At 62.9% G+C, this 22,891-nt stretch carries 19 protein-coding genes and 1 pseudogene; 17 read left to right on the plus strand and 3 right to left on the minus strand.

Annotated features, from left to right (window positions below):
- The first annotated feature begins 10 nt into the window (after positions 1–10).
- The 3 genes from OO258_RS22825 (at position 11) to OO258_RS22835 (ending at position 2,148) form a co-directional block, all read left to right on the plus strand.
- Positions 11–748: an SDR family oxidoreductase gene (locus OO258_RS22825; RefSeq protein WP_012053248.1), complete on the plus strand. Its 738-nt coding sequence runs from the start codon at positions 11–13 to the stop codon at positions 746–748.
- Positions 749–777: 29 nt separating this feature from the next.
- Positions 778–1,032 (plus strand): Atu4866 domain-containing protein, encoded by a 255-nt coding sequence (locus OO258_RS22830; protein WP_012053249.1) that lies wholly within the window; start codon positions 778–780, stop codon positions 1,030–1,032.
- 210 nt (positions 1,033–1,242) lie between these two features.
- Entirely contained in the window at positions 1,243–2,148 is a 906-nt protein-coding gene (locus OO258_RS22835; protein ID WP_266032918.1) for a helix-turn-helix domain-containing protein, read from the plus strand.
- Positions 2,149–2,330: 182 nt separating this feature from the next.
- On the opposite strand, the pseudogene OO258_RS22840 reads toward OO258_RS22835, so the two are convergent.
- Positions 2,331–2,450 (minus strand): annotated as a pseudogene (locus OO258_RS22840) (helix-turn-helix domain-containing protein); the annotation flags it as partial.
- A gap of 297 nt (positions 2,451–2,747) precedes the next feature.
- On the opposite strand from OO258_RS22840, the gene OO258_RS22845 reads away from it, so the two are divergent.
- Genes OO258_RS22845 through OO258_RS22855 form a run of 3 tightly spaced genes read left to right on the plus strand, consistent with a single transcriptional unit; the run spans position 2,748 to position 4,714 of the window.
- Complete coding sequence (locus OO258_RS22845; protein WP_266032923.1) at positions 2,748–3,512, plus strand: SDR family NAD(P)-dependent oxidoreductase; 765 nt, start codon at positions 2,748–2,750, stop codon at positions 3,510–3,512.
- A 31-nt stretch (positions 3,513–3,543) separates the two neighbouring features.
- The gene (locus tag OO258_RS22850; protein ID WP_012053254.1) at positions 3,544–3,831 is read left to right on the plus strand and encodes a putative quinol monooxygenase; all 288 of its coding nucleotides are present in this window, start codon (positions 3,544–3,546) and stop codon (positions 3,829–3,831) included.
- Between the two features lie 43 nt (positions 3,832–3,874).
- Positions 3,875–4,714, plus strand: coding sequence for an oxidoreductase (locus tag OO258_RS22855; protein ID WP_180689480.1), 840 nt, complete (start codon positions 3,875–3,877; stop codon positions 4,712–4,714).
- A 128-nt stretch (positions 4,715–4,842) separates the two neighbouring features.
- On the opposite strand, the gene OO258_RS22860 is transcribed toward OO258_RS22855, so the two are convergent.
- Positions 4,843–5,187 carry a hypothetical protein gene (locus OO258_RS22860; RefSeq protein ID WP_012053256.1) on the minus strand — a complete coding sequence of 115 codons (345 nt, stop codon included), beginning with the start codon at positions 5,185–5,187 and terminating at the stop codon, positions 4,843–4,845.
- 197 nt (positions 5,188–5,384) lie between these two features.
- Here OO258_RS22860 and OO258_RS22865 point away from each other — a divergent pair, with 197 nt between their 5' ends.
- From OO258_RS22865 to OO258_RS22915, 11 genes are all read left to right on the plus strand, one after another.
- Entirely contained in the window at positions 5,385–6,089 is a 705-nt protein-coding gene (locus tag OO258_RS22865) for a molecular chaperone (RefSeq protein ID WP_266032933.1), read from the plus strand.
- A gap of 25 nt (positions 6,090–6,114) precedes the next feature.
- Positions 6,115–7,104, plus strand: a complete 990-nt coding sequence (locus OO258_RS22870; protein ID WP_266032937.1) for a fimbrial protein — start codon at positions 6,115–6,117, stop codon at positions 7,102–7,104.
- Positions 7,105–7,174: 70 nt separating this feature from the next.
- Entirely contained in the window at positions 7,175–9,982 is a 2,808-nt protein-coding gene (locus OO258_RS22875) for an ATP-binding protein (protein ID WP_266033079.1), read from the plus strand.
- Positions 9,979–11,172 (plus strand): EAL domain-containing protein, encoded by a 1,194-nt coding sequence (locus OO258_RS22880; protein ID WP_019752197.1) that lies wholly within the window; start codon positions 9,979–9,981, stop codon positions 11,170–11,172. Before OO258_RS22875 ends, OO258_RS22880 begins: the two co-directional genes overlap by 4 nt.
- Before the next feature lie 84 nt (positions 11,173–11,256).
- Positions 11,257–14,469, plus strand: a complete 3,213-nt coding sequence (locus OO258_RS22885) for a hybrid sensor histidine kinase/response regulator (protein ID WP_266032940.1) — start codon at positions 11,257–11,259, stop codon at positions 14,467–14,469.
- 69 nt (positions 14,470–14,538) lie between these two features.
- Positions 14,539–15,186, plus strand: a complete 648-nt coding sequence (locus tag OO258_RS22890) for a response regulator (protein ID WP_266032943.1) — start codon at positions 14,539–14,541, stop codon at positions 15,184–15,186.
- A gap of 117 nt (positions 15,187–15,303) precedes the next feature.
- Positions 15,304–15,903 (plus strand): fimbrial protein, encoded by a 600-nt coding sequence (locus OO258_RS22895; protein WP_266032945.1) that lies wholly within the window; start codon positions 15,304–15,306, stop codon positions 15,901–15,903.
- Between the two features lie 71 nt (positions 15,904–15,974).
- Complete coding sequence (locus tag OO258_RS22900; protein WP_266032947.1) at positions 15,975–16,721, plus strand: molecular chaperone; 747 nt, start codon at positions 15,975–15,977, stop codon at positions 16,719–16,721.
- Between the two features lie 83 nt (positions 16,722–16,804).
- Positions 16,805–19,360, plus strand: coding sequence for a fimbria/pilus outer membrane usher protein (locus tag OO258_RS22905; RefSeq protein ID WP_266032950.1), 2,556 nt, complete (start codon positions 16,805–16,807; stop codon positions 19,358–19,360).
- A 172-nt stretch (positions 19,361–19,532) separates the two neighbouring features.
- A complete protein-coding gene (locus OO258_RS22910) occupies positions 19,533–20,651 on the plus strand; it encodes a nitrilase-related carbon-nitrogen hydrolase (RefSeq protein ID WP_003247213.1) in 1,119 nt (372 codons plus the stop codon).
- A gap of 4 nt (positions 20,652–20,655) precedes the next feature.
- Complete coding sequence (locus OO258_RS22915) at positions 20,656–21,696, plus strand: AraC family transcriptional regulator (protein WP_266032953.1); 1,041 nt, start codon at positions 20,656–20,658, stop codon at positions 21,694–21,696.
- 291 nt (positions 21,697–21,987) lie between these two features.
- On the opposite strand, the gene OO258_RS22920 is transcribed toward OO258_RS22915, so the two are convergent.
- On the minus strand, positions 21,988–22,809 hold the full coding sequence (locus tag OO258_RS22920) for a DUF2242 domain-containing protein (RefSeq protein WP_266032956.1): 822 nt from the start codon (positions 22,807–22,809) through the stop codon (positions 21,988–21,990).
- Positions 22,810–22,891: the final 82 nt, after the last annotated feature.

The raw sequence follows: 22,891 nt of genomic DNA on the forward strand, positions 1-22,891 counted from the left end.
AGTGAGAAAAATGCACGGCATCGAACACAAAGTCATCGTGATTACAGGCGCCAGCAGTGGTATCGGCGAAGCCACAGCCCGCCTGCTCGCCAGCAAAGGCGCTCGCGTCGTTCTGGGGGCCCGCCGTACCGACCGCCTTGAAGCCCTGGCCGATGACATTCGTTCAGCAGGCGGTACCGCTGATGTGCTGGCACTGGACGTCACCAGCCTGGACGACATGCAGTCCTTCATCGACTTCGCTGTCGAATTGCATGGTCGCGTCGATGTACTCATCAACAATGCCGGCGTAATGCCACTCTCGAAACTGGAAGCGTTGAAGGTCAATGAGTGGAACCGGATGATCGACGTGAACATTCGCGGCGTACTACACGGTATTGCTGCAACGCTGCCGCTCATGCAACAGCAGCGTGCTGGCCAGATCATCAATATCGCCTCAATTGGTGCCTACGCCGTGAGCCCTACCGCTGCGGTGTACTGCGCCACCAAATATGCCGTCCGGGCAATTTCCGAAGGTCTGCGTCAAGAGGTCGGGGGTGATATTCGAGTCACGGTGATTGCACCAGGCGTTACCGAATCGGAGCTGGCCGACAGCATTTCGGATGAAGGCGGACGCACGGAGATGAGGGAGTTCCGCAAGATCGCGATTCCCGCTGCGGCCATTGCCCGTGCGATTGCCTACGCGGTCGAGCAGCCAGCGGATGTCGACGTCAGCGAGCTGATCGTGCGTCCAACCGCGAGTCCATTCTGATGCTTTATTGACGATAGCGAGGAACAGAGATGGGCAAGCCATATGGAAACCAGAACACATACGTTGGCATGTGGGTGACGGCTGACGGTCGGATTCGCCATGAACTCTTGCCCGGGGGCCGCTACGACGAAGCACGCGGTCGGCAAGCAAGTGCTTACCAAGGCCGCTATTGGTTGGAGGGTGATCACATCGAGTATGTCGATGACACTGGATTTACCGCTGATGGTGAGTTTCGCGACAATGTGTTGTACCACGCCGGGATGGTTTTATACCCCGAACGTTGAAGCGCAAGCCGGAATGGAGACATTCCGGCTTTGTCGTGACTCTGAACCCTGAAAGCCCTGCCGTTGCGTCCAGAGTGTGTTGTCACTGCCGTGACCAGATCAGGTGAAATACACCGCGCTGTCCGCCTTGAACCTGTACCTGACCGTACGGCACCCAGGAAGCGAGACAGCTTTTATCCGGCGTACTCGCCAAGAAAGAGGGAGGACACTATGACCATGGATGTGACAGAGCGGACTTCTGCCCATGGTTTGGAGGCACACATCCGGGGCAAGCGAATTGCCGCTTCGGACGTGCTGGCCGACCGGGACATCTTGGTGCAGATTTTCAACCGGGAACGTGAGGAAGGTAACTTCATCGTCCCAGCGGTGGCCGAACCCTTGCTGGTCTGGATCATTTCGGGAAACGCTGCCGTACAGGAACGTGAGCTTGGGGGGGAATGGGAAACCAGCGAAGTTGCTAAAGGCGATTTCTTTTTGACCACTTCGGCGCAACCGTATGAGATGCGTTGGAACGTCTCCAGCGCAGACGACTTTGAAGTCATGCACATCTATCTCGGTGTCCCGCTCCTGGAAAAAGCCCTCCATGAAGTACTGGGCGGGCCTGTCGAGGCCGTTCGCCTGCGGGAAGTGTCAGGCGGGCGTGACGAAGGACTGTCGGTACTGCTGGAGCATGTTCGGCTGGAACTCATGGGACGTGGCGCGAGCCCGCTGTATTTGCAAGGTCTCGCCCAATGCATCGCCGTCTACCTTGCCCGCAATTACCTGGATAGCTCAGCGGTCGATCGCCCACGCCGCAACGCTCTCCCTGCGTACAAGTTTCGGCGCGTGCTGGCGGCCATGGAAGCCGATCTGGCTAAGGACTTCAATTTAAGACAATTGGCCGAGGTTGCCGGGATGAGTGAATGCCACTTCAGCCGAATGTTCAAAAAAGCCGCCGGATATTCACCCTTGCAGTTCTTCATCAGGTTGAGGATGGCTCGGGCCCGGCAGCTTCTCCTCGAGACCGATCAGAGCATCATCGATGTAGGCCTGGAGGTTGGGTATAGCAGTCACAGCCATTTCTCACAGGTGTTCAAACGCGAGGTGGGCGTAACGCCCACGCAATACCGCCAATAGGGGAACACGATGCCGTATAGAAGCTCGGCGAACGCATCGGTTTTTGTTACCGACCGCCCAGTGTGCCTTCAAGATCCCTCCAGCCGAACAGCCAGGGGCTCAGCGAGCCGGCAACCGTGCAGCGGCGTTGCGTAAGCGCGAGCGACACCTTAACTGACCAACGCAGGAATCGGCGCATTCAGGGCAACGGCAGCCCGGACCGGATGCAACTTGCGCGCTGCTCCAGCAAAACTGCCGACATCGACTACTGCAAGAAATACCCGCAGTTGATCGAGCGTTGGGGTACCCGGGTCTGAAATCATTGCTCTTCTCTCGAACGTTCCGGCTCATATTATCTGAGGTTTGCAGGTAAGCCAGCGGGTCAAAGCCCCGATGAGCCAGGTGCACGTGTGTTTACTCCGCTCCTGGATGGCGGGGTTGGCTGGCGATTCAAAGCATGATTCGCGCTTACGGACCGAGTGACTGCATATCGGCGCAAAATCCCGACAGCCTCGGCAAGCTTACGAAAGCCTCTCTCTGCGCGTTGCGCGACAGTAAAGCCGTCCCTTACAGGCTAGAGCCGGCGAATGTCTCCTCGGCTCACAACGCAGGAGAGCATCATGACTACTATCACGCCCAACATTCCCCATGAAGTCGAAGGCAAAGTCGCGCTGGTCACCGGCGCCGCCAGTGGCATCGGCAAGGCAATTGCGCTTTTGCTGCATGCACGTGGCGCCAAGGTCGTTGCCGAAGATATCGACCCTGCCGTAGAAGACCTCGCACGTCCAGGGCTGGTCCCACTGGTGGCGGACATCAGCGAAGATGGCGCTGCCGAACGTGCCGTAGGCCTTGCCGTCGAGCGGTTCGGCCGTCTGGACATCCTGGTGAATAACGCCGGGATCATCATCAACAAACTGGTCATCGACATGACCCGCGAAGACTGGGAGCGCATCCAGGCAGTCAATACCACCGCGGCCTTTCTGCATTGCCGCGAGGCAGTCAAGGCAATGATGCCTAACAAGGCCGGCGCAATCGTCAATATCGCCTCCTATGCAGCCTACTTCGCCTTTCCAACCATCGCGGCGTACACCGCCTCCAAGGGTGCGCTGGCACAGCTGACCCGTACGCTGGCACTCGAAGCCATCGAGTACGGTATCCGTGTCAACGCCATCGGCGTCGGCGACGTAGTCACCAACATCCTCAATGACGTGGTCGAAGACGGTCCGGGCTTTCTTGCCAAGCACGGCGAAGCGGCCCCCATCGGCCGTGCCGCACAGCCGGAAGAAATTGCCGAGCTCGTCGCGTTTCTCGCGTCCGAACGGGCCAGCTTCATGGTCGGCTCAGTTGTCATGGCCGACGGCGGCATGACCGTGACCGCCGGTTGATCGGTCTACCCCCCATAAAGGAGCCCATAGCATGCTCACAAAGCTTGCGTTCTTTACCGCACGCCCCGGGCAAAGCGGTGCCCTCGGCCAGCGCCTGTTGGCGCTGGTCGGCCCCACACGGCAGGAGCCTGGCTGCGTCCGTTACGACATCTACCAATCGGGCGACTCGGTCGAGGGTTGGCTTGTTTACGAGGACTGGCACTCGTCCGAGGCCTTTGACGGACATCTGCAGACACCTTATGTGCAGGCCTTCATGACCGAACTCGACACGTTCTGCAGCGAGGTCCCCAAGGTCCATACGTTCGAGCGGCGCGCCTAGACGATCAAGCACTGAACCCGACCACTTGCAGGAGAACCCTCCCATGAGTACACAGAACACCTGGCTGGTAACCGGCTGTTCCACCGGTTTTGGCCGCCACATTGCAGCCCATTTGCTCAAGCAAGGCGAGCGCGTGGTTGTCACCGCACGCAAGACCGAACAGGTGCAGGATCTCGCCAGCCTCGGCCAATCGCTGGTACTGCCACTGGATGTAACCGATGCCGAACAGGCCAAGGCCGTGGTGGCTGAAGCTGAACGCGTATTCGGCAGGGTGGATGTACTGGTCAACAACGCCGGTATCGGTTACTTCGCCGCTGTCGAGGAAACAGACCCGCAGGCGGCGCGCCGCCTGTTCGACGTTAACTTCTTCGGCACCTCCCATATGATCCAAGCAGTGCTGCCCGGCATGCGCCAGCGGCGTCAGGGCATGATCGTGAACCTGACCTCCATAGGTGGGCTCGCGGGCTTCCCCGCAGTGGGCTACTACTGCGCGAGCAAGTTCGCTGTCGAGGGGTTATCGGAAACCTTGCGTGCTGAGCTTGAGCCCCTGGGGATCGGTGTCATGACGGTCGAGCCCAGCGCATTTCGCACCGAATGGGCAGGCTCATCGGGTGAAGTGCCGGAACCGATAGCGGACTACGAGGTTACCGCAGGTAAGGCGCGCCGTGCCTACCACGCTTCGGTCGGCAAGCAGGAGGGGGACCCGGCCCGTGCAGCTGCGGCGATTCATACTGCGGTTACTTCGCCTCAGCCACCACACCGCCTGCTGCTGGGCAACAGAGCATTCGATGTGGCGATGGCCAAGCTGTCCGCCATGCGTACGGAGTTCAGCGTCTGGGAAGCCACCGCTCGCGGCGTCGATTTTCCAGCGTCCCAGGTTTGAGAACCAGCGGCTCGCTTCCCGAGCCGCCATCCAAACGAACCGGCGGATTGCCTGTACGGCAATTCATGTTGTGTTGAGAGCTGAAGCTGAAGATGTTCTCCAAAGCGCGAGCGAGCGGCTGCCCGCCCTCAAGGTGAGGTCAGGATCACCACGTAATGGCCTTGGGTCAGCGGCTCGCCCCGCCCGTCGACCAGCCTGTAGGCCTGGTCGACCGTGGCCCCCTGATCGACGCGTACCGCCTGCGCCGGCAGTGCCTGGCCGTCCACGCCCTCAATGCCGATGACGCTGTCACGCGCCAGCGCCGGACAGTCATCCATGCGCCAACCGGCACTGCCCACGGTGGTCGTGCAGGACGGCTCGACGATGCTGCCAGTGAACTGCAGCATACCCGAGGCGACGACGGCGCCTGCCTGGGCCTGACCGACCAGGGCCAGACTCATTGCAACACTCAATGCGAATCGCTTGCCGCTCATGGTTTCCACTCCCCGATACCCACGTTTGAGCCTATCGGATGAGCAGCGACCGGGCCGTCTGCGCGCGTGAGGCAGTTCACAAAGCAGGCATTTAAACCACACGGCAATTTAAGAAACGTCTCAAAGCCGGGGGCGGCCCAGCTATCTAGGATGCCCAGGTCCTTCCCAGTCACCCTCACCGGAGCCCTGCCCTGACCATGTCGCGCTTGCTTCATACCCTCTCGCGCCCAGCCATGGCGGCGCTGGTCCTGATGGGCCTGGCGTCCAGTGCCTGGGGCCAGCTCAAAGTCGAGGGCACACGCCTCATTTACCCAGGCTCGAACAAGGAAGCAAGCATCAGCGTGGTCAATCGCAGCGACCTCGACACGGTCATGCAAAGCTGGGTCAGCAGTACCGACAAACGCGACGATGCCCCCTTCGCCATCGTCCAACCGTTGGCATTGATACCGCCCAACGGCCGGCACATGCTGCGGGTGCTGTACGCCGGCAAGGGCCTGCCCGAGGACAGGGAGTCACTGTTCTGGCTGAACATCCTCGAGATCCCGCGCAAACCCGAACAGGCCAATACCCTGCAATTCGCCGTTCGCCAGCGCCTGAAGCTGTTCTACCGCCCCGCCGGCCTGCCCGGCTCGGCCAGCGAGGCGGTCGAGGGCCTGGCATGGCACGCACGTCAGCCTGGCCTGATCGAAGTCAGCAACCCAAGTGCCTTTCATGTTTCGCTGGTCAACCTCCAGCTCGACAGCCCCGGGCAGTCGCGCCAGCTTGCGGACTACGCCCTCCTGCGCCCGGGGACATCGCTCACCCTCGAGGCGCCCTCGCCCCTGCCCGCGCAAAGTCGCGTGGCGTTCAGCGAACTCACCGATATCGGCCTGCAGAAGCGCCACCACATCGCGCTGCCGTGAACACACCGCCACAGGATACTCACTCATGAACCTGATCCGGAAACACTTGCTTGGCCTGCTTTTCGTCACCGCCAGTTGCCCCGCCACCAGCTACGCACTGTCCTGCAAGCTGGACCCGTCCATGGCAGCGGTATTCAAGGAGGCACTGGGCACCGCACTGGCGGTACCGGCCGACGCGCCCGACGGCACGATCATCTGGGAATCGGCACCACACTCGGTTCCGGTCATCTGCGCCGACGACTATGAAACCGGCATCAGGGAAGATGTCTATTTCTATGTCAACCCGGCCAAAGCCAGTGTAGGCAAGGGCATACGGGTCGGGATTCGCTACGGCTCGCAGAACATCACCCAGACGTCGGGCGCCGTCACCACTGGCTACAACTCGCTTTATGGTTGCAACTGGGCGAACTGTGCGGGCTGGGACAAGGCCCGCTTCACCCTGAACTTCACGGTGTTCATCGAAAAGAACGGCGCAACGCCAACCGACGGACAAGCCAGCACGCTCAGCGAGTACCGGGTGTTCCAGTTGGACGGCAAGGGCGGCCTTAACCCAAAACCCGACAGCAACCTCAACTATGTCGTCACCGGCATGAACAACATCCGCTTCGTGCCTTGCTCTCCCGAGTTGACCATCTTGCCTTCGGTGGTCAATTTCCGCCGTGCCCTGGCCAGCTCGGCACAGGTCGGCCAGGTCGCCAGCTCGGCCAGCTTCAGCCTCGACCTGACCAGATCCTGCGACACGCCCTACACCGTCAGCGCCCGCTTCACCCCGGTCGCTGGCAGCGCCAGCATCATCGACAAGCTGCTGGTGCCCGCCAACAACACCTCCGTCGGCATCGCCCTGACCCAGCAAGACAGCAACCAGCCGGTGCCTTTCGCCACCTGGTTCAAGCTGGCCGACCTGGCCGCGCCGGGCGTGATCCACAATCCGTTCCGCGCCGACCTGATCTGGCGCTCGGCGCCCATTTCCGGTCCGTTCGAAGCCACGGCGCTGGTCGACCTGTACTACCAGTAAAACCTTCGGCCAGGCGGTCTTTAAGGATCGTCTGATGTCCAGTTGCCAGCGGCCTGCCTACATTTGCGGGATGCGACTCAAAGCCTACCTGCAACAGATCAACCCCCTTCTCTCCAACCCCGAGGCAGCACGCCGCCTGCTTCGGCTGCTGGCAATCGTGCTATCGGCCGGCATTCTCGGCGCGGCCTACAATTTCCTGTCCTTTACCTTCAACACCGATATCGCTCGGCGCCATGGTGCCATGAGCAGCGCGATCGCCGAGGCCCATACCTTCTTCACCAACCGCGAGGCGCTGCTGGAGAGCCTGAGCCTGGCAGCCGTGCGTCAAACGGCGCCGGGTGTCGACTGGCTGCCCCTGGCACCGGGCGAAGAAGTGCACCTGCAACTGGGCAGCCAGCCGGGCAAGCGCTGGAGCCTGTGGCTGACCCAGCGTATGTGTGCCTACCTCAAGGCCCGGCAGGTCAACCTGCTGTATGTCGACACAGCGGCGCAGGCCCCCATGCGCTGGCTGTACAACGCTGACGCCCAGGCCTCGCTGCCTTCATCTGCCCTGCTGGAGCAGCTGCTCGCTGCTGGGCAGCGGGCCACGGCCCCTCGGGAACTGTGGCTGGCTGACCAGGGCGCCCAAGGTTCGCGCCTGTTCATCTTCCTGCGCCTGGACGCACGCGACCCGGGCTCTGGCTGGCTGGGCCTGGAAATCGACAGCCATGCAGTGTCGCCGTCGCTCGAGGATGCCAGCGCGGGTAAGTTCATGATGTTCAATGCCGACGGCATGCTGGTGTTCACCAACACCCCAGGCCCGGCGCTGGACCGTTCGCTGCACCATCCCGTGGGTAACAACTTCTTCGGCTTCGCCGGCCAGGGGCTCTTGCCAGAGTACCTGGTCATCAGCAAGCCGTTGATGTCTTCGGACTGGCAACTGGTTTACGCGATCGACCTGTCCGCGATCCTCGCCGGTCTGTGGCAGCAACTGCTGGGTGCCTTGCTGTTCTGCGTGCTCAGCATCACCTTGATACGGGTGTTGATCCAGCGGTTCGACCAGCGCTTGTTCACCCCCACGGTTGAACGCATCCGTGCGCTGGTGGAAAGCGAGATGTTCAGCCGCGACGTCATCGAAACCGCACCTGTCGCCCTGTGCGTGCTGCGCCGTAGCGATGGCCAGGTGGTGCTGGAGAACCACCTGGCCCAGCAGTGGCTGGGCCAGGACCCGGCACGCGGCGCGCGTAGCGCGCAATGGATCGAGCAGGCTTTCGAGCGACAAGAAGGCCAGTGCAGCGACTATTTCGAGAGCGCCGAAGGGCGCCACCTGTACCTGAGCTGCTCGCCAACCCGCTACAAGGGCGAGCCGGTGCTGCTTTGCGCGTTCAGCGACATCAGCGCACGCAAGCAGATCGAGGCCGCACTGGACGACGCCCGGCGCGCGGCCGACACCGCCAACGAAGCAAAGACCCAGTTCCTGGCGACCATGAGCCACGAAATCCGCACACCGCTGTACGGCGTGCTGGGGACCCTGGAGCTGCTGTCGCGCACCGTGCTCGACGCCCAGCAGCGCGATTACCTGCGGGCAATCGAAGGCTCCTCGTCAACCTTGCTGCAGTTGATCTGCGACGTGCTGGACGTGTCCAAGATCGAGGCCGGTCAGCTGGCCCTCGAACTCAGCGAGTTCAGTGCCCCGGACCTGGTCCGCGAGGTGGTCCAGGGCTACAGCGCGGCAGCCAGGAGCAAGGGGCTGCAGCTCTACAGCTGCCTGGACCCACGCCTGCCGGAACACCTGATCGGCGACGTCAACCGGATCCGCCAGATCCTCAACAACCTGCTGAGCAATGCGGTCAAGTTCACCGATTGCGGCCGCGTGGTGCTGCGGGCCAGGCTGCTCAACCGCGACGGCGAACGCTCCTGCCTGTTGTGGCAGGTTTCGGACACGGGCAAGGGCATCGCCGAACAGGACCAGCCGTTCATCTTCGACCCTTTCTACCAGACCGAAGGCCATAGCCAGGTCATCCCCGGCACCGGGCTCGGCCTGCCGATCTGCCAGCGCCTGACGCAATTGATGAACGGCCAGCTGCGCCTGGTCAGCGAGCTGGGCCTGGGCAGCAGCTTCAGCCTGACCCTACCCCTGGAAGTGGCGTCCGGCCGCACCAGCGCCCCGTTCAACTTGTTGGGCGAACGCATTCACGTGGTATCGCCCGTACACGAACTGGCTGAAGCCATCAGTGGTTGGCTCTGCCGCTGGGGTGCGCGTGCACAGGTCGGCGCGCCGGCCCCAGGCACCGCCCTGCCCGGCGAACTGCTGGTCGAGCTGCATCCCGGCACTGTCGAACGCTGGCTGGTCGCCGAATGGCCCGGCCCGCGAATCCTGGCCAGCGCCCAGGACTGCTGGGAGGCGCGGCACGAGGCCGGTCACTGGCAGGTCAACCTCAACGACCTGGGCGCCCTGCACCATGCTGTCGGCCAGGCCCAGGGCCTGCGCCGTCCCAGGGACCCCGCCGCGCCGGCCCCCTTGACCGAGCCGCTCGGGCTGCACGTGCTGGTTGCCGAGGACAATGTCATCAACCAGTTGATCCTGCGCGACCAGCTCGAGGAGCTCGGCTGCAGCGTGACCTTGGTCAGCGATGGCGAGCAGGCCTTGCAAACCTGGCAGCGCGAGCATTTCGACCTGCTGCTGACCGACGTCAACATGCCCGGCACGAACGGCTACGAACTGACCCGGGCCCTGCGCCGGTTGGGCTGCACCCGTCCCATCGTCGGCGCCACTGCCAACGCCCTGCGCGGCGAGGAAGAACTGTGCCTGGCCGCCGGCATGGATCGCTGCCTGATCAAGCCCTTCAACCTGCAAGTCCTGTTCAACTGCCTGGCCCCGTATCGAGGTAGCCCTTGAAGACCTTTAACATCCTGATCGTCGAAGACCACCCCTTCCAGCATATGTACCTGCAACACTTGTTCAGCGAGCTTGGCAGCTTCAACCTGGAAGCGGCCCGGGATGGCCAGGAAGCGCTGGAGCGCCTGCGCCAGCGTGACTTTGACCTGGTGCTGACCGACCTGCTGATGCCCGGCATGGACGGTGTGCAGTTCATCCAGCACCTTGCCGGCCTGCGCCACAAGCCAGGCCTGGCGATCATGAGCGTGGCCTCGCGGCGCATGCTCATGGCGGCGAGCCTGGTGGCCAAGAACCTCGGTGTGGACGTGCTCGGGTTGATATCCAAGCCGGTCGAACCCGCCGCGCTGCGCAGCCTGATCGACCAATTGCAGTTGCACCATCAGGCACCGGCCCAGGCGGTACCGGCCACGCCCGAGTTCGATCGCCAGACCTTGGTCGATGCCTTGAACAACCGAGCTTTTCAGGCCTGGTTCCAACCCAAGAAGTCCTTGCACAATGGTCGCATCGTCGCGGCAGAAGCCTTGGTGCGCTGGATGCACCCGGAGCAAGGGGTGTTGCTGCCAGGCACCTTCCTGCCAACGATCAATGCCTTTGGCCTGGAGGAAAGGCTGCTGTGGGTGATGCTCAAGCAAGCCATGGATGCCCAGGCGCGCTGGCGCGAACGGGGCTATGACATCCCGGTCTCGATCAACCTGCCGACCCACCTGCTGAACAGCCATGACCTGGCCGACCGGCTGCTGGAATTCGTCCTGCACCACCAAGGGGTGCCCGGCAAGCTGTGCTTCGAGCTGATGGAATGCTCCATTCCCGAAGAGCTGAGCAACTTCTATGCAGGCGCCTGCCGCTTGCGCATGAAAGGTTTCGGCCTGTCCCAGGACGACTTCGGCAAAGGCTACAGCTCGTACATGAGCCTGGTCTCGACGCCCTTCACCGAACTGAAGATAGACCGGGCGCTGGTGCAGCGTTGCGATGAAAGCGAGAGCCTGGCCTCGGCCTTGGCCAGCATCGTTGCCCTGGGGCGCAAGCTCGGGCTCACCGTGGTCGCCGAAGGGGTCGAGACGCCTCAGGAGCTCGAAATGCTGCGCAAGGTCGACTGCAACCAGGTGCAGGGCTTTTTGATCTCCCATGCCGTGTCGGCGGAACAGTTCCAGCGCCTGCTGCACAACGACGGTCCCCCGTCAGCCTACTGACCGGCTGTAACTCACAGCGCCGGCCGGGCATCAAAGGTAATATTCGTTGGGTATCGATGCCCCCACGCCCTTGCGGACCCTTGCATGAAACAGTACAACGCCCTGCTGGAAAACCTGGCCCGCAGCTCTCTGCGCCTGAACAAAGGCATGACCGTCCTGCTGGGCCTGGCGCTGCTGCTGGCCGGCTTCAGTCTCTGGTCGCTCGAGCGCCTGATCGACGAACACAGCGACACGGTCAGCATCCATTTCGCCCGGCTGATGGAGAATGTCCAGGAGCAGGAAACCTTCCTCGAGGCCCTCGTGCAACGCAGCGCCAAGGGGGAGCTGCTCGACTACCCACGTGCGCTTGAGCCGGCGCTGGCGCCAATGCCCGAGGAAGGGCCGGACATCTACAAGGGCCAGATCTTTCCATTTTCCATGCCGTTCAGCCTCAAATTCGACCCACACAACCTGGCTGACCGCGAAGTATCGGACATCTTCACCCTGGGGGCGAACCTGGCCAGCTTCTATAGCATGTTCTGGTCGGCGTCTCCGTACCGTTCACCACAGGTGTTCCTGTTCTCGCCGGATGCCCGTTACGACATCACGGTTCCCGCCGCAGGACGCGGGCGGGGCAAGCTGGAGAATGAACCGTTCATCGATGTGATCAGGCAGGTCATTGTGCGCCAGCCTCAGGACAAGGACTGGGGCCCAGGCAGCAGGATCGTCTGGCGCAGCTATGTCGAGCAGCCGGACCAGGCCTCCCCGCCACGCGTGCTGGCCTACGCCAACGTCCCTCTGCGCTCGGACAAGGCAGAGGGCCAAGCCACGCAAGTGGCGTCGCTGGTGGACCTGGCCCAGATCGATGATTTCGAACGCATCATGGACTGGACCGTGTATGACCACTTTAACCTCATCACCCCAGCCGGTGAGGTGCTGATCGGCGCGCCCACGCCCCTGGAGGGGGTGCATGAAGGTCTCAACATCAAGCCCGAAGGCCTGGTGTTCTGTCTCCACGAACAGGCCAACGGTGGCTGGAGTGCGATCTACACCGTGACCTACCGGCACTTCTTCCGTTACGCGTTCTGGTCGCTGGCCAGCATCGCCGCCACGTTCCTGGTCCTCATCGGGCTGGGCCGGGTGGCCATCCGTTGGTATCAGCGCGAGGTCATCCTGCCTGCGCGCGCGGCCCACGAAATCATCACCGAGAGCGAGGCCTTCAGCCGGGTGGTCATCGACACCGCCCCGACTGGCCTGTGCGTAATCCGCAGCGCCGACAACGAGGTGCTGCTGGAGAACCAGCGGGCGCAGCAATGGCAGGGCACCCGCGAGCTGGTCAGTACCCTCGCCTCGGCAGTGGGCAACACCCGCAATGGCGAGCACCACCTGCAGGTCGAAGGTCGCCACCTGCAGGTCGGTTTCGTGTCGACCCGCTACCACGGCGAAGACGTGCGCCTTTACGCATTCAACGACGTCACCCGCCATGTCGAGGACGCCCAGGCGCTCGACGAAGCCCGGCGCGCCGCCGACGCCGCCAACACCGCCAAGACCCTGTTCCTGGCCACCATGAGCCACGAGATCCGCACCCCGCTGTACGGCGTGCTGGGCACCCTCGAGCTGCTCGGCCTGACACACCTGGATGCACGCCAGCAGGGCTATCTGCACACTATCCAGCGCTCCTCGGCAACCCTGTTCCAGCTGATCAGTGACGTGCTCGACGTGACCAAGATCGAATCCGGGCAGATGGCGCTCGAACCCGTGCCGTTCTGCCCGCTGGACATGCTCGAGGACACCGTGCGCACCTATCGCGCCTTCGCCGAGCGCAAGGGTTTGTTGCTCTATGCCTGCCATGACGCCCGCCTGCCGGCGCAGGTGGTGGGCGATCCGATACGCATCCGCCAGATCCTCAACAACCTGCTGAGCAACGCCATCAAGTTCACCGACACCGGTCGGGTGGTGCTGCGCACCCGCGTGCTGGCGCTCGACGATACCCACGTGCGGCTGCAATGGCAGGTTGCCGATAGCGGCATTGGCATTTCCCAGGCGCAGCAGGCCAGGCTCTTCGAGCTGTTCTACCAGGTCGCCGATGCCTCCAGCGAGGGCGGTGCGGGCCTGGGCCTGCCGATCTGCGGCTGGCTGGCTGACATGATGGGTGGCCAGATCAAGGTGGTCAGTGAGCCGGGGCTGGGCAGCAGCTTTTCCCTCAACATCAGCCTGCCACTGGCCCAGGGGGCGCTGAGCGACAGCCCAAGCGCAGTGCCCGACCCGACCCCGGTGTATGTGCGTGCGCCGATACCGGAGCTTGCCCAGCATGGCGTCGACTGGCTGCAGCGCCTGGGTATCGCCGCGACCCTGACGATTCCACCCCTGGAGAAGGACAACCACCAGGCCCTGCTGGTAGACCTGCTCGACTGCCCCGACGCTGCCACCTGGCATGGCCAACGGATCTGCGCCAGCAGCGACGGCCCTACCCCCGGCGCGTTCGTCGACGGCTGCTGGCGGGTAGACCTGCATGACGTGCGGGCCATCGCCCAGCTCATCGCGGTCGTGCGCCAGGGCGGGTCGCCCGATGACCAGAGCACCGCGCAACAGCAAGGCGCCGCTCTGCGTCTGCATATCCTGGTGGCCGAGGACAATCCGATCAACCAGGCGATCCTGCAGGAGCAACTCGAGGCGCTGGGCTGCACCACGGTAGTCGCGGCCAACGGCGAACAGGCCATGCAACGCTGGCAGCCAGGCCAGTTCGACCTGGTCCTGACCGACGTAAACATGCCGTTGATGAATGGCTACGAACTGGCCAGGACCCTGCGCCAGCACGACGCCCGGTTGCCGATCATCGGCGTCACCGCCAATGCACTGCGAGAAGAAGGCCAGCGCTGTCTCGAGGCGGGCATGAATGCCTGGATGGTCAAACCGTTGAGCCTGCAGGCGTTGCGCAGCCATCTGGCCCGCCTGTGTCGGCCAGCACTGGCCGAAGCCCCCAGCCGTGCGCAAGCGGACAGCCTCAGCGCCTCACCCTCCCCTGCAGCCACCGATACCGTGCAAGTGTCCGACGCCATGCGCGCGCTGTTCATCACCACCCTGCGTGAGGATATGCAGCAATTGCGCCTGGCCCTTGAGCAAGGCGACCAGCGGCGTCTTGGCGAGCGCCTGCACAGCATCGCCGGCGCCCTGGGCGCGGTACAGGCCCGGCCCCTGGCCGAGCAGTGCTGTGCGCTGGAGTCCGCGCTGGCCGAGTCGCCGCTCGACGCGGCCCTGGCCGATAAGCTGGAAGGGGTGTTGAACAGGCTGTCAGCAATGCTCGATGCCCTCGCATAGAATCAACTTCAGCGCTGATAGCGCATGGAAACAACCCTCCCATCCGCACCGGCTAACGGGTCGTCTTTTATGGAAAAACTCAAGGTCATCATCGCCGACGATCACCCCATCGTGCTGCTCGGCGTCCGGGAACTGGTCGAACGCGACCCACGCTTTAGCGTGGTCGGCGAAGCCGTCTGTTCACAAGGGCTGATCGAACTGCTCGAACGCCAACCCGTGGACATGGTCATCTCCGACTACAACATGCCGGCAGACTCACCCTACGGTGACGGCCTGAAACTGATCGACTACCTCAAACGTCACTATCCCGCCGTCCGCATCCTCGTGCTGACGATGATCTCCAACCCGCTGATCCTGACACGGCTGCAGGAACTGGGCGTGGACGGCGTGATCCAGAAGAGCCAGTTGCATGGCGAAATCGAAAAGGCCCTCAATGCCGTCGCCCGCAACCGCACTTACCGGGCGCCGGCACCGGCACGGCAGTCCGTGGTCGCCTGTAACACCGCCATCGATCAACGGGTGAAAAACCTGTCACCCAAGGAATTCGAAATACTGCGCCTGTTTGTTGCCGGACAAAGTGTCAGTGAGATCGCCCGCAGCCAACATCGAAGTACCAAGACCATTAGTGCGCAGAAAGTTTCCGCGATGCGCAAACTTGAAGTGAACAGCGATCAGGAATTGTTGGCGTATTGCCTGGCGAGTCATATCTTTAATTAACTAACGAGCGTCATTGCCCCGCTATTAAGATTCGTCTGATGGGCCAGAGAAACCACCTGACTTATGGTGAGCGTGCACTAAGTTGCAGCACTTACTCACTCTCATGTGGACATCAATATGAATAAAGTTTCCCTGGCCGCCCTGACCCTCTCGCTCCTGACCGCTTCGGCCGGTGCACTGGCCGTCGAGGCCACCGGGCCAATCACCGGTGGCAGCGGCAAGATCTCCTTCACCGGCGTGATCAACAATGATGCCTGCTCGGTCGATGGCGCCAACGCCGACCGCGTGATCGCCGTGGACATGGGCAGCGTCGCGATCAAGGACATGGGCACCGCCGAAAACCCGACCGCTGGCCGCGTGACCGGCAAGGACTTCAACCTCAACGTCAACTGCAACCTCGGCACCAAGGTGGCGATGATCTTCGATGCCAACAGCGGCGGTTCGGGCCTGGTGACTGGCAAGAAGGTCCTGGCGCTGACCAAAGGCACCGGCACTGCCGCCAACGTTGGCATTGCCCTGCTCGACGCTAATGGCAACCTGATCGACCTGAGCTCGGCCGCCACTGCCAAGATCCAGAGCGACGTGCACGGCACTGGCGCCGAGGGCGGCGACGCCACCCTGAGCTTCTCTGCGGCGTATGTCACCACGGGCGCCGCCGGCACTGCCACCGCCGGTCGCGGTGACGCCACCCTGCCGTTCATCCTGCAGTACGAGTAATCACTTCGCCGCTGCTCCCTGCGCGAGGCTGACCAGCCTCGCCACTTCTTCGCCCCGCAAGGTACACAACCATGTTGCGTCGTTCTCTGTATCCCGTTCTCGGGTTGCTGGGCATGCTCGTCGCCGCCCAGGCAACTGCCAGCATCTCCCTGAGCGCTACGCGCGTCGTGTTCGACGGTGCGCACAAAGAAGCCAATGTCATCGTGCGCAATGGCAACCAGGAAGTCCTGGTGCAATCCTGGGTGGATGCCGGCGACCGCGCACAGGCACCGTTCGCGATTACTCCACCGTTGGCCAGAGTATTGCCCAAGCAGGAACAACTGTTACGCATTCTCTATGAAGGCCAGGGCCTGCCGACCGATCGCGAGTCGGTGGTCTGGCTCAATGTCCAGGAAATTCCGCAAGCCAGTACCCAGGCCAATACCTTGCAGTTGGCGGTGCGCCAACGTATCAAGATTTTCTTCCGCCCGGCCAACTTGCCCGGCAATGCCCTGCTGGCCCCCGAACAACTGGTCTGGCAATTGACCCAACGCGCCGGGAAGCCACAACTGACCGTGAACAACCCCAGCCTGTATCACGTGTCGATGGCCGATATCGAACTTAAAAGCGGGAAACAAACCGTGCTCAACGCCGAGTCGACCATGATCGCCCCTGGCGAACAAAAGACATTCACCTCGGTATTTTCCCAGGTGGACGGCCCGTTGACGCTGACGTTCAAGAGCATCAACGACTATGGCGCCCAACATGGATATTCCTTGCGTTTGAACACTGCCCAGCCGGGTAGCGCCAAGCCTGCCGAACCCGCCATCACCTTGTGAAATCGTAGCCCCCACCTCGTGCCCTGGTCGCGTGCGGCCGCCCCGTGCCCAGCCCGTGCCGGGATATGAAATAGGTTTCTGGTATGTCTCTGTCCATCGCCCCCCACCCCGTCGAGGGAGCCGATGCAGGCGCGCACGCGTTCAGTGGCGGCACGCTTCGTCCGGCCTGGAAGCTCAACGCCCTGTCATTGGTCATCTGCACCGCGCTGCCCAGCCTTGCAACGGCGCAGGACGCCGCCCACCTGCAGGGCTTCAACACCACCTTTCTGCAGGGCGCGCAATCGGCGGTCGACCTGCAAACGCTGCTGTCGGCCAACAGCGTGCTACCGGGCAACTACCGGGTAGACCTGTACAGCAACGAAGTGCTGGTAGGCCGGCGTGACATCGAATTCAACCGCCACCCACAGACTGGGCGAGTGGAACCCTGCCTGACCCAGGAACTGCTCGAGCAGCTGGGTATCGACATGGACAAGCTCAAGGCACTGGGGCGCCTGGATACCGCCCTGGCCTGCCACGACCTGGCCGCACTGATCGACCAGGCCAGCCTGAGCTACGACTCGGGTCACCTGCGCCTGTCCGCCAGCATCCCGCAGGTTGCCATGAAACGCGGCCTGCGCGGCTACGTCGACCCACAACTGTGGGACGCAGGGGTGTCTGCGGCGTTCGTGAACTATCAGTTCAACACCAGCCGCAGCGCCGGCGATGCCGAGACCCGCATCGCCAACAACCTGAGCCTGCGCAACGGCATCAACCTGGGCAGCTGGCGCTTGCGCAACGAGTCGAACTTCAGCAGCGGCACAGGGCAGCCGGACACCTTCAAGAGCAACCGCAGCTATGTGCAGCACGACGTGACCGCGCTCAAAGGCCAGTTCAGCGCCGGTGACATTTTCAGCGACACCGACCTGTTCGACAGCGTGCGCTATCGAGGCCTGAAGCTGGCTTCGGACGAAGGCATGCGCGCCGACAGCGAGCGCGGCTACGCACCTGTGGTGCGTGGCGTGGCGCAGACCAGCGCCAGGGTCGAGATTCGCCAGAACAACTACGTGCTCTACACCGCCAACGTGCCGCCCGGGCCGTTCGAGATCAGCGACATCTACCCCAGCGGCTCCAATGGCGACCTGGAAGTCACCATCATCGAGGCCGACGGCCGTCGGCGGGTCACCGTGCAGGCCTTTTCCAGCCTGCCGCTCATGGTCCGTGGCGGTCAGGTCAAGTACAGCCTGTCCGCTGGACGCTACAACAGCAACACGGAGGGCCTGGCCACGCCGCAGATGCTCAGTACGACGCTGGCTTACGGCCTGACCAACACCGTGACGGGCGTCGTTGGCCTGCAAGCCACCCAAGACTATAAGGCAATGGCCGTGGGCAGCGGCCTGAACACACTGCTGGGCGCCTTTTCGCTCGATGTCACCCACTCCTCGAGCAAGGCCCTGGGCCAGACCACCCAAGGCAACAGCTTGCGGGCGCTTTACGCCAAGACGTTCACCGGCACCGACACCAACTTTACCCTCGCGGCCTACCGCTACTCCACCGAGGGCTTCCGTACCCTCACCCAGCATGTCGAGGACCTGAGCGCCAACGCGATCAAGCGCAGTGGCAACTCCAAGACCCGCACCGACCTGACCATCAACCAGAGCCTGGGCCGCAACCGCGCGTTCGGCAGCCTGTACCTGACGGCCACCGACCAGCGCTACTGGAACCGCGGCGGTTCGCAGAGCCTGACCGCCGGATACAGCAACAACTGGGGCGAGATCTCCTACAACCTGGACGTCAGCCGCACCAAGGAGCTGGGGAACTCAGGCCCTTCGGGGCAAGATACCCAGCTCAACCTGTCGGTATCGTTCCCACTCGGCAGCCGCGCCCGCGCACCGCGGGCGTTCGTCACCACCAGCACACAGAAGGGCAACGACACCACCCAGGCCGGTATCAACGGCTACCTGTCGGAGACCAGCGACACCTTCTACTCGATCCAGGGCGGGCACAGCCGCACCAGCGGCAGCTCGGCATCGGCCAACCTGAACACCCGCACTTCGGTCGCCGACATCAGCCTGGGCTATAGCCAGGGACGCGGCTACGACTCGCAGAACCTGAACATTGCCGGCGCCTTAGTTGCCCACCAGGGCGGCATCAACCTCGGCCAGTCGCTCAGTGAGACCTTCGCCCTGGCCGAAGTGCCAGGTGTGAAGGGCGCAAAGATCAGCAGCTATAGCGGTGTGGAGACCGGGCGCAATGGCTATGCGGTGATCCCTAGCGCCCAGCCCTATCGCGTCAACTGGATCAGCCTGGACACCAGTGACCTGGGGGGCGACATCGAAATCGACAACGCCACCCAGCAGTTGGTGCCTCGCCGCGGTGCCGTGGTGCTTGCCCGCTATACCGGCAAGAGCGGGCGTCGGGTGCAGTTCGAGCTGTTCGACGAGCGCGGTCAATTGATACCGTTCGGGGCCTCGGTCGAGGACGCTGCGGGCCAGCAACTGGCAATTTCCGACCCGAGCGGCAAGGCATTGTTACTCCTGGAACAGGACCAGGGCAGCCTGACCATCAAGTGGGGTGAGCGCCAGTGTTCGGCACCTTACAACCTTCCGGAACGGGACAAGGCAGTTAACTATGAACGTCAGCGCCTGGCTTGCCGGCCGTGACACCCGCTCTTGTCTGCAGAGAATGCTCATAAGCGCCCGGTAGCTTTGGTATGATCAAACGCGACTCTGCAAGAAGGCAGGGCAACAAGGATTCCGATGCTGATGAATAAGGCCGCATCATGTCCTTGATTCCCTGCATGGCCACTCCATTTTTAGCGAATACCCACGCTTGATGCGAAAACTCCTGGCAAGCGCCCTGGCGCTGGTGATGATCGCCGCCCTCTGCGGCTATGGCTTCTGGACCCAACAGCGCCCGGAAGGCCACTACCTGTCCGACCTGCGCATCGAACTGGCGCTTAACCATGGCGTCCCGGGCGAGCACGGCAACCTGCTCGGTGTCGAACCACTGCTGTACCCGGGCGACTATCAGAACTTGCAACGCCTGCACCGCAAGCTCGCAGCCTATCTGGAGCAAGCCCGCGCCCAAGGCCTGGTGAACCCGCGCACGGTGGTCGTGCTGCCGGAACACATCGGTACCTGGCTGTGGGCGCGCGGAGAGAAGAGCGAGCTGTATCAAGTTACCCAGAGCCGCGAAGCCCAACAATGGCTGGAACTGAGCAACCCGCTTCGCTATGGCCTCGCAGTTCTTGGCGCTGACGGCGACGACTGGCGCGCCGATGCGCACTTGCGCATGAAGGCCGAGCAGATGGCCGCAGACTACCAGCAGCTGTTCGGCGGCCTGGCCAAGGAATTTGGCGTCACCTTGGTGGCCGGTTCGATCGTGCTGCCCGAACCTTATGTGAAACAAGGCGTACTGCATACCGGCCGTGGGCCGCTGTTCAACAGCAGTGTGGTGTTTGCCGGTGACGGCTCGCTACTGGGGCAGCCCCAGCGCCAGCAATATCCCGACAGTGAAATGCGCCGCTACGTCCACGACGGCCGCCAGCACCCGCTGCAGGTCGTGCAGACCCCGGCCGGGCGCCTGGGGATACTGGTGGGCAGTGACAGCTGGTACCCGGAAAACCACCAGCAACTGACTGAACAAGCCGTACAACTGATCGCCAACCCAGCGTTTCTCAGTGGCAAGGGCAGCTGGCAAGCACCCTGGCGGGGAAATCGCCACCAGGATGCCAGCGCCGGGCTGGCCTTGCAGCGCGGCGAAGTCAGTGAACAGGCGGCTTGGCAACGCCTGACCGAAGTGGCCGGAACCGACATCAGCAGTATGAGCGTGTTCATGCGCGGGCAGTTCTGGGAACAGGGCAGCGATGGCCAGGGCTTTGCCCGCCAGTCGGGAGCGTTGCTTGCCGCCCCTCCCAGCCCAGGTGCCCGCCTGCTGAATGTGTGGCTGTAAGCCCATGGCCCGCCCCCGCGTGCGCCTGGGCGAACTGTCGGTGGGTTTTGTCCAGCCTTTGAGCGAAGCCCTACGCGAGCTGGGCCACGACCCTGAACCATTGCTGCGCCGCTACGGCCTGGACGCGACACGCCTGGGCGAAGCCGGCGCACGCCTGTCCATCCCCCGCTACATGCATCTGGGCCACGCGGCAATCGAAATGAGCGGCGAGGCTGCTCTAGGCTTGCGTATGGGGCGCCTGAGCCGTCTGGCGCATGCTGGCCTGGCCGGGGTCACCGCGGCCCAGGCCCCCACCTTGGGTGAGGCGGCGCGCACCCTGCTTCGCTTCGAGCCGCTTTACGCGGCCAACTACCGTGGCCATTCCCGCTTTGTGGAAGATGCCCAGGGCGCCTGGCTGCGCTTCTACTCCATCAGCCCGTATAACGACTACAACCGCTTTGTGGTCGACTCACTGCTGGCCGGCTGGCTGGCCCAACTGACGGACCTTGCCGGCACCCCTGTGCAGGCCGAGCGCATGGACATCGAATTTGCCGCGCCAGCCTATGCCGCGAAGTACCAGCCGCTGTGCAGCACACCCGTGCAGTTCGCCGCCGAAAACAACCAGCTACGCTTGAGCCACGCCACCTTGCAACTGGCCAACCCAGCGCATTGCCCAAGTACCTGGCAGCACCTGCTGCAACTGTGCGAGGCAGAAATGCTGCAACGCACAAGGGTCCGCAGCCTGGGTGAGCGCATCACCCACCTGCTGGGCCCCCTGCTCAATGGCGGCCGCGAACCGGACCTGGAGGAAGTGGCCCTGCAACTGCAACTACCCACCTGGACCTTGCGCCGTAAGCTGGCCGAGGAAGGTACGCGCTTTCGGGATTTGCTCAATGAAACACGGCGCGACCTGGCCGAGACCTATATCCGCGATACGGAGCTGGCGTTCGGCGAGATTGCCTTTCTGTTGGGTTTCGCTTCGGCAGAGGCCTTCCAGCGCGCATTCAAGCGCTGGACGGGCCTTACACCGGGGGAGTTCCGCCGCAGCCAGCGACGCGCAGGTTAAAGCTCGGTGGCGTCGTCAGCCGGTTCCGGGGTGTCCAGTTCGTAAGCCTGGGTTTCGAGTAGTTCTTCCTGGTATTCATCCATAGCCCTGCGTCCTCTTTACTCATTTTGTCTTCGTAGGTGTCGCCTTCAAGCTAAGCAGGTGGCATGAAGGAATGATGACAAGCTTATGAGTGGAAAACGTAGCAGGTGTTCAAGAAGTTATCGCGGGGCGTCTGTAACAGGGGATGTTTACTGCCTGAACCGGCCCTTTCGCGAGCTACCCCGCTAAAGGGCCGGTCCAGTCGATCAATCAAAGGGAGGGGGCGGCCTCGGCCGGCTGGGCATCCTGCTGCACCTGAATGGGTGCAGCTTCCGCCGGCGGGGCCACAGGCTGGGAACCCTGGCTGTCATCCACCACCGGCGCCGCTGCCGCCTCGCTGGTCGGGGCTACCCCCGCAGGTGCAGGCGTCGCCTCGACCAACGGTGCAGCTGCCGGGGCCGGCGCCACCGGGTTCGCCGCAGCTTGCTCCGGAAGCCCAAGGGCAGCCGCCGGTTTCTCAATCTTCGGCGCTGGCTCTTCGACCTTGGCCTTGCTCACTTTTTTCGGCTTGGGCAGGTAGCTTTCGACCAAGGCAAAATAGCGATCATAGAACTGCGCCGCCGTCACCGTCTCACTGGCCACCTTGACCATCGAATCGTCACTGGAACCAATCGGCATCGACACCGAACCGAGCACACCCACACCGAGGCTGGCGGAGGTGTTGGACTTCTTCAGCGCGTAGCGGTCCTGAAGGGCGTTGGCGAACATGGTCGAACGCTGGTCGTCGCTGACATCGGGCGCACAGGTAACGTTGAAGCTGATCTGCAGGTGGTTCTCGCTGTTCTGCTGGAAGCTCTTGTTGCCCACCACCTGGTTGGCGCCGCTGCTGGTGATGATGTAACCCTGGCTGAGCAAAGCGCGCCGTGCGGCCTCGCACGAACCGGCATCGCTCACCGGGAAGCTGCGCGAGAAGGTGCCCGAGTCATCGAAATTCTCGTGCTCGTAGACGGCAGCTTTTTTTGAGGAACAACCGGTCACGCCCGCCAGCACCAGGGCCAGCCCGAGCGCACCAAAGACGGAAGATCTGGTCATTGCGAATTCCGGGTATGTCGAGAAGGTGCCTATTGTGCAACACAGCAGGCAGGCACTGGAACCACTGGTCGGTGAAGAACCT

The organism is Pseudomonas sp. DCB_BI, assembly GCF_026240995.1.
Classification (GTDB): Bacteria; Pseudomonadota; Gammaproteobacteria; order Pseudomonadales; family Pseudomonadaceae; genus Aquipseudomonas.

What these genes read in the sequence shown, in the direction of transcription:
- OO258_RS22875 (WP_266033079.1), top strand. Translation starts at nt 7,175, where the DNA reads ATGCGACTCAAAGCCTACCTGCAACAGATCAACCCCCTTCTCTCCAAC.
- OO258_RS22870 (WP_266032937.1), top strand. Translation starts at nt 6,115, where the DNA reads ATGAACCTGATCCGGAAACACTTGCTTGGCCTGCTTTTCGTCACCGCC.
- OO258_RS22895 (WP_266032945.1), top strand. Translation starts at nt 15,304, where the DNA reads ATGAATAAAGTTTCCCTGGCCGCCCTGACCCTCTCGCTCCTGACCGCT.
- OO258_RS22890 (WP_266032943.1), top strand. Translation starts at nt 14,539, where the DNA reads ATGGAAAAACTCAAGGTCATCATCGCCGACGATCACCCCATCGTGCTG.
- OO258_RS22825 (WP_012053248.1), top strand. Translation starts at nt 11, where the DNA reads ATGCACGGCATCGAACACAAAGTCATCGTGATTACAGGCGCCAGCAGT.
- OO258_RS22850 (WP_012053254.1), top strand. Translation starts at nt 3,544, where the DNA reads ATGCTCACAAAGCTTGCGTTCTTTACCGCACGCCCCGGGCAAAGCGGT.
- OO258_RS22920 (WP_266032956.1), bottom strand. Translation starts at nt 22,809, where the DNA reads ATGACCAGATCTTCCGTCTTTGGTGCGCTCGGGCTGGCCCTGGTGCTG.
- OO258_RS22860 (WP_012053256.1), bottom strand. Translation starts at nt 5,187, where the DNA reads ATGAGCGGCAAGCGATTCGCATTGAGTGTTGCAATGAGTCTGGCCCTG.
- OO258_RS22905 (WP_266032950.1), top strand. Translation starts at nt 16,805, where the DNA reads ATGTCTCTGTCCATCGCCCCCCACCCCGTCGAGGGAGCCGATGCAGGC.
- OO258_RS22855 (WP_180689480.1), top strand. Translation starts at nt 3,875, where the DNA reads ATGAGTACACAGAACACCTGGCTGGTAACCGGCTGTTCCACCGGTTTT.
- OO258_RS22835 (WP_266032918.1), top strand. Translation starts at nt 1,243, where the DNA reads ATGACCATGGATGTGACAGAGCGGACTTCTGCCCATGGTTTGGAGGCA.
- OO258_RS22830 (WP_012053249.1), top strand. Translation starts at nt 778, where the DNA reads ATGGGCAAGCCATATGGAAACCAGAACACATACGTTGGCATGTGGGTG.
- OO258_RS22900 (WP_266032947.1), top strand. Translation starts at nt 15,975, where the DNA reads ATGTTGCGTCGTTCTCTGTATCCCGTTCTCGGGTTGCTGGGCATGCTC.
- OO258_RS22865 (WP_266032933.1), top strand. Translation starts at nt 5,385, where the DNA reads ATGTCGCGCTTGCTTCATACCCTCTCGCGCCCAGCCATGGCGGCGCTG.
- OO258_RS22910 (WP_003247213.1), top strand. Translation starts at nt 19,533, where the DNA reads ATGCGAAAACTCCTGGCAAGCGCCCTGGCGCTGGTGATGATCGCCGCC.
- OO258_RS22845 (WP_266032923.1), top strand. Translation starts at nt 2,748, where the DNA reads ATGACTACTATCACGCCCAACATTCCCCATGAAGTCGAAGGCAAAGTC.
- OO258_RS22885 (WP_266032940.1), top strand. Translation starts at nt 11,257, where the DNA reads ATGAAACAGTACAACGCCCTGCTGGAAAACCTGGCCCGCAGCTCTCTG.
- OO258_RS22915 (WP_266032953.1), top strand. Translation starts at nt 20,656, where the DNA reads ATGGCCCGCCCCCGCGTGCGCCTGGGCGAACTGTCGGTGGGTTTTGTC.